At 57.7% G+C, this 6,138-nt stretch carries 4 protein-coding genes and 1 pseudogene; all 5 read right to left on the bottom strand.

The window, feature by feature from the left end; all coding sequences use genetic code 11:
• Positions 1-2,843 (bottom strand): Ig-like domain repeat protein (locus AB4043_RS17780; RefSeq protein ID WP_442307670.1); only part of this gene is annotated, 2,843 nt, incomplete at its 3' end.
• Positions 2,844-3,103: 260 nt separating this feature from the next.
• Positions 3,104-3,328: a glucoamylase family protein gene (locus AB4043_RS17775; RefSeq protein ID WP_442307669.1), complete on the bottom strand. Its 225-nt coding sequence runs from the start codon at positions 3,326-3,328 to the stop codon at positions 3,104-3,106.
• A complete protein-coding gene (locus AB4043_RS17770) occupies positions 3,328-4,029 on the bottom strand; it encodes a twin-arginine translocation signal domain-containing protein (protein WP_442307668.1) in 702 nt (233 codons plus the stop codon). The genes AB4043_RS17775 and AB4043_RS17770 overlap by 1 nt, the downstream gene beginning before the upstream one ends.
• Positions 4,026-5,552 (bottom strand): GH39 family glycosyl hydrolase, encoded by a 1,527-nt coding sequence (locus tag AB4043_RS17765; RefSeq protein WP_442307667.1) that lies wholly within the window; start codon positions 5,550-5,552, stop codon positions 4,026-4,028. Before AB4043_RS17765 ends, AB4043_RS17770 begins: the two co-directional genes overlap by 4 nt.
• 77 nt (positions 5,553-5,629) lie before the next feature.
• Positions 5,630-6,138: pseudogene (locus tag AB4043_RS17760) on the bottom strand (carboxypeptidase regulatory-like domain-containing protein); the annotation flags it as partial.

Raw genomic sequence — 6,138 nt, 5'->3', positions numbered from 1 at the left:
GCGTAGTTCGTACTGCCGTTATAGATCGCACTCAAGGTGTGCGATCCAACTGAAAGTGACGTCGTTATCAACGGCGCCACACCGTTGGCAGGCAGAGTCACGGTATTCAGGAGAGTTGCCCCATCATAGAAGGTGACCGTTCCCGTAACCGTTCCACCGGTGGTTTGCGATGGAGTCACCGTCGCTGACAGTTGTAATGGAGCTCCGGCATCCACCGTAGGCACATTGGAAGACAATAACGTCGTGGTGGAGATGGTATCGACGGTAAAGTTCAGTGCCGAAGTGCTGGTGGAGTTGTTCGTATCACCGCTATAGACAGCAGTGAAGGAATGTGTGCCGCCGCTCAGGCCTGTAGCTGTCCATGTAGCAATGCCACTGCCATTCAGGTTCGCAGTGCCCAGAGTATTCGAGCCATCTTTGAAGGTCACCGAGCCGGTCACCGCAACCAATCCGCTGTTGCTCACAGTAGCCGTCAAGGTTAAGGGTTCACCCGCTTTGATCGACGAGGGCGCCGCCCCGAGTGTCGTCGAACTCGTGTCCTTATTGACCGTTTGCGGCCACACGCTGGAAACAGCACCGATGGTATTGGTATCTCCGCTGTAGCTCGCTGTAATGCTATGAGCGCCGACGCTAAGAGTATYGACCGTTATCGTTGCAACCCCGGAGCCGTTGATCGGTATCGCTCCAAGTGTGGCCGAGCCGTCCTGAAAGGTGATCGTCCCAGTAGGAGAACCGGCAGCCGTTACGGTAGCCGTAAACGTCACCTGCTGCTTGATAACAGATGGATTCAGGCTGGAGCCAAGGCTTACCGTTGCTGCCTGCTTAACCACCTGAATCAGTGCCGAAGAGGTACTGGGGTTATTCGATACATCGCCCTCATAGCTGGCGGTGATGGAATGGCTACCCAACGTGAGCGAACCGGCCGTCAGCGTTGCAACACCTGGCGCTAGGTTGACCGCCCCAAGAGACGTCGAGCCGTCATAGAAGGTGATTTTTCCGGTGGGGATATTGGTCCCACTGGTCAGCACCTGAGCTGTAAACGTCACCGCAGCACCAAGCGCGGAAGGATTGGCACTCGAGGAGAGGTTTACCGTCGTCGGGTCGAGCGTAAGCACTTCGCCGCTCAACTGAAGGACCGCCGGCGCATTGATGGCGGCGGACTGCACCTCAATGCTGCCATTGACTGGGCTTCCGATTACCTGAGGATTGAACTGCGCACCAACCACACAGCTTGCGGAGCTCGCCAGAGGAGTATTGGCGCCACAGGTAGTCAATGAACTGTCCAGCGAGGCATTCGATACAGTCACAACATTGGTACTCGCCATCAGCGCGTTGCCGGCGTTCTCGACGGTAATCGTTTGCGTCGGCGAGGTGCGTCCTACGCGAATAGGGTCAAAGGTCATCTTTGCGAGATTCGTCGTGATCTTGCGGACGCGATTGTGGAACATATCCGCGATGTACAGGTTGCCGTAACCATCCAGCGCCATCGAGTACGGACCATAGACCATGGCCGCATTAGCCGGTCCATCATCTCCCTGGAAAGACTGTCCGCCCGTGCCGGTAATGGTCTCGATCAGCCCGGTGACGGCATTGATGCGGCGCACACGGTTGTTGCTGGTGTCAGAGATCAGCAGGTTTCCGGCGACATCGAATAACAACGCTCCCGGGTAACGCAGCTGAGCGCCTGAGGCCGCACTGCCATCACCGGAGAATCCTGCTGTCCCCGTTCCGGCAACATGCTGGATCACGCCGGAAGTGACGCACCGCACCATGTGATTCGTCTGGTCCGCGATACATACGTGACCATCGGCCGCGACAGCGACTCCCCAGGGAAGATTGAGCTGCGCCGAAACGGCACTGCCTCCATCGCCGCTGTACCCTGCCACGCCGGTTCCGGCAAAGGCATTGATGTTCCCTGTTACCAAGTCCAGCTTGCGCACCGCGCTGTTACCGGTATCGGCAATGTAAAGCACTCCGGCTGCCGGATCGACAGCAAGCCCATTCGGTCCATTTAGACGGGCGGAGGTTGCTGCGCTTCCATCGCCAGAGTAGCCGGCTGTTCCCGTTCCGGCGACGGTACGGATGATGTTCGTAGCAAGGTCCACCGCACGAACTACGTGGTTGTAGTTGTCGGCGATGTAGAGATTGCCCAGCCCATCCAGCGCTAACCCCGTGGGATTGCTAACAGAAGCTCCCGTCGCGGGACCGCCGTCACCGGTGTATCCGGGGTTACCGTCCCCGGCAATCGTGGTAATCACCTGGGTCTGAGCATCGATCCGCCGGACACGATTGCTGCTGGAGTCAGTGACGTAGAGGTTTCCCGCAGCGTCCACCACGATGCCCTGGGGTAGAAACAGGGTTGACGCCGTAGCTTGCATACCGTCGCCACGATAGATCCAGGTTCCGTCGCCCACGACCGTGGACATCGTACCGGGCAACCAGCCAACCAGGGGGCCGGAGCCGGTTCCGCTCAAGAGAACCCACCCCATCACCGTGCCGCTGCCACTCTTCAGAACAATGCCGCCGGAGCGCAGGCCGGGCGATTGCGGCGCGAACTGCACTGAGACCGAACAGCTCTGCCCCACGAGATAATTCGTGCCGATATTGCTATTGCAGGTCCCGCCGCTGACCTGTGAGAAGTCGTATCCCGTAAGTCCCTGCGTGCCTACCGCGATTGAACCGAGTGTTCCGGCGGAGGTTATCGGAACCGTGATGGTCTGGGTGCTATTGCCGGTCCCCACGGCAACCGCCGATGGGAACTGGAACACCTGCGCTGCGGAGGGAACCGTCGCGAAGACGGCAGCAGCAAGCACGAGCGGGAAGACGGGCAGAAACGCGCACACACGTTTCCACAAGGTGAAGAGAGAACCAAGACGGCAAGACTGCACGGAAGCCGGACCTCGAAACAAATAGCTCCAGCAGTGTTTTTAATCCGGCGATATTCCGTCGTACGGGCCGATCTATCGGGCCACGATACGTCGGTGACATAGCATCCGATGTTTCGTTCTCAGCGGGATTGCGTAGGTCGTCGGGGGAGAACCTGCGGAAGTGTTAACCAGGAAAGTACCACCGGTAACATTATTCCTGTCACCAATTTTCGAGGTTACTGAGTATGCAGTCCCGATTTGGTAATTGCGAGGCGGATCTCGTCTGCCTGCATAAATGTGGCCCAGATCATCTCGGTACGCAGATTCTCGGCCATCAGTACGCCGATTCCCTGGTCGATTCCCAGGACATCGTCGTTGTACCAGTGCGCCGAGGGCCGCAAAGCATCGGTAAAACCGTATCTTCCCCAGGCTTCCCTGCCATAGCGATCCCGCAGCGACATCAGAACCCGCAGGCATTCCTGGGGCAGAAACGCCACCGACCCCGCCGTAGCGCACGGGCCAGAAAACCGAACTCCGGCGTCCATCCCATGCTGAACTGGGTTTCCTTGTTCAGCATCCAGGGAAAATCCACACGGTCGTAGATCTTCGTTGCCAGCTCGGCGATCTGCGGCCCCAGACCTGATGTGTTCTTGAAGTACTCTCGCGCCATGAGAGCGCCACACAGAAAGATGCACGTATCAATGGAAGAAAGCTCACATTTGAAGGCGCGTACTCCCGTCTCCATATCGTTGTAGTGGTAGAAGAAGCCGTGCTCCTGCGGCATTTGCTCCCAGTGGTACTGAAGTGTGTGCAGCACACGCAGACGAATATCGTTGCGTGGCAGGTAACCACGCCAGTCAGCGATACACAATGCCGTCAGACCGAACCCGGTTGCGGCGATGCTGGAGACACGCCGGCTCTCTTTGCCATGAGACGACGGGATCTGGGCCAGGGCGCGATCACGCACCTGACCGGTCTTGTCGCTTGCCTCTTCCCAGAAGTAGCGGCAACCCGCCTGAGTCAGATCCTCGAGAAACGCATCCTCAGGCGCGGTAAGCTCCCGCTTTTTTGCACTGCCAAATGGGAAGGCAAGCGCTGTTTCGTTCAGTCCCAGTCCTGCCGCACCAGCGGCAACCAGTTTCAGCGCATCTCTCCGGTTCAACGAATCTCCACCAGCGCCAGGCCCTGCGCCGGAACATGCACCGCCAGCTTGCCACCACGAACTGCAAGCCTCTCCGGCGCGGCCAGGGCGCCGGCTTTCTTCAGTGCTGCAATCTGTGCCTGGGTCGGCGTTGCCGGCCTACCCATGTCGTCATATGCCTTCACTACATTGCCGTGGTTTGCATCAAGGCGCCATACTGTCGCGGAGACCGCCCCTCTACCCTTCACCACCACCTCGAAGGTCTTTTCGGGGACACCGTCATAAGTCTCCTGTGTATACGATGCTCCGGTTCCCGCCGGGGGTGCGTAGTTCCACACAGCAATCGCCAGCGCACCCGATTTCGTTTTTGTCGCCAGCGCATCGTCGCTATCCAGTTCCAGACGGCGATCTCCCAACTTGTGCAGCAAAACAAACGCGTTGAAGGCCGGCTTCGGAATCCCGCGCTCCGCAAGCAAGCCAAATCCGCCGTAAAACGGTGTCTTCACAACACCTTGCTCCTCAAAGACATCGGAGAAGGTCCAGTAACTCATCACGTCGACCAGGCCATCGCACTGCCGTATCGTGTCAGCCAGCCACGGCCCCATGAAGATGGAGTCCGTCACGTTTGGCTCATTGGCATAACTTGCGTTGTATTCACTCAAGATGAATGGAATATCTGGATAAGCCGATGCCGCAATCTCGGTGTGCACTTTGCTGACTGCGCGACACACCATGCTGTCGCGCGGAATCCGCTCCTCGGTCTTGAAGACATCTTTCRCCGTGTCGTTGGCATAGACATGGCTGGAGACAAAATCCACGGGAACGTCGGCCTGCTTGCAGTGCGCCAGAAACTCACCGGCGTAAGCGGCCTGTGCCGTGGACGGACCACCGACGCGGATACGATCGTTCACGCCCTTCAGAGCGCGGGCGGTGTGGTCATAGAGATCGTAGTAGGTCGGCATGGAGGGCTTACCGCCCCAGAAGTCGAGGTTCGGTTCATTCCATACCTCGAAATACCAGGTGGCCACTTCATCGATGCCGTATCGAGCGACAAGATGCCGGGCGAAGGAGCGAATCATGTCATCCCATAACGCATAGTCTTTCGGCGGCGAGATGTTCTGCTTGTACCAGAAGGCGTGCACTTGATTCGGATCAGCCGCCAGCTTCTTCGGCATAAAGCTCAATTCCACAAACGGCTTTACACCATCCTCCAAAAGGCCGTCATAGATCTGGTCAATGTAGGAAAAGTTGTAGACGGGCTTTCCCTGCGCATCCACATCGAAGAGGCCAACCTCATCCATGAAGATGCCGTGCGGACGCACATAGGTGAATCCTGTTGCCTTCTTCACCGTCCGCAGATCCTGCCGGTAACTCTCTCGCAATGTGAGAATGGCGCGGCCGGAACCGAACATCTCCTCCCAGAAGTGAGTCAGAGGTGTTCCCTGATCTCGAGCATTGACAACAACCTGTTCAAAATCCTGCGCCTGCRTGGACGCGGCAATGGCTACTACGAGCACCGACAAAGATTGAATCCAGCGACGCATGGTCTCCCCTTACTTCCTTGGACGCAAAATAACGCCGCGACGGCAGAAACCGTCGCGGCGCTCCCTTCAGACTGTGGTTAGAAATTGAAACGACCGGTGAATTCGATCACGCGCGCACCAAGACCGCGTTGCGCGATGCCGAACTGCTTGTTCGACACAATGCCATCGGCACTGATGGTATTGGTGATGCTTGTCGGATCCAGGTTGAGCTTGTTGAGAATATTGAAGAAATCGGCGCGAACCACGAACTTTGCATTCTCTCCCAGAAAGCCCCACTTCGGCAGCCCGAAGCCCTTTTGCGCGGTCATATCCAGATTGAAATATCCGGGCCCACGAAGACTGTTACGCCCGACGCCAGGCGCCGGAGGAATTCCCGAGCCTGCGGTGTAGTTGGGAACTGTGAAATATTTCAGCGCATCTCCGCCATAGTTGCTGCCGGTTTTGAAGGCATCGTTGCTCTGGCTGGTGCCTGCTCCGCCCCGGTAGCCGCCTGCACGCAGTGAGCTGTACCCGCTGCCGCTATATACGATGTTACCGCCATAGTTGGAGTAGAGAGGCTGCCAGGGATAACCCGAGTGCCAGTTCA

The organism is Terriglobus sp. YAF25, from assembly GCF_052113305.1.
Taxonomy (GTDB): Bacteria; Acidobacteriota; Terriglobia; order Terriglobales; family Acidobacteriaceae; genus Terriglobus.
Note: the sequence above shows the minus strand (reverse complement) of the source record. Positions and strands in the feature narration are given on the sequence as shown.

What these genes read in the sequence shown, in the direction of transcription:
- AB4043_RS17775 (WP_442307669.1), bottom strand. Translation starts at nt 3,328, where the DNA reads ATGTCGCTGCGGGATCGCTATGGCAGGGAAGCCTGGGGAAGATACGGT.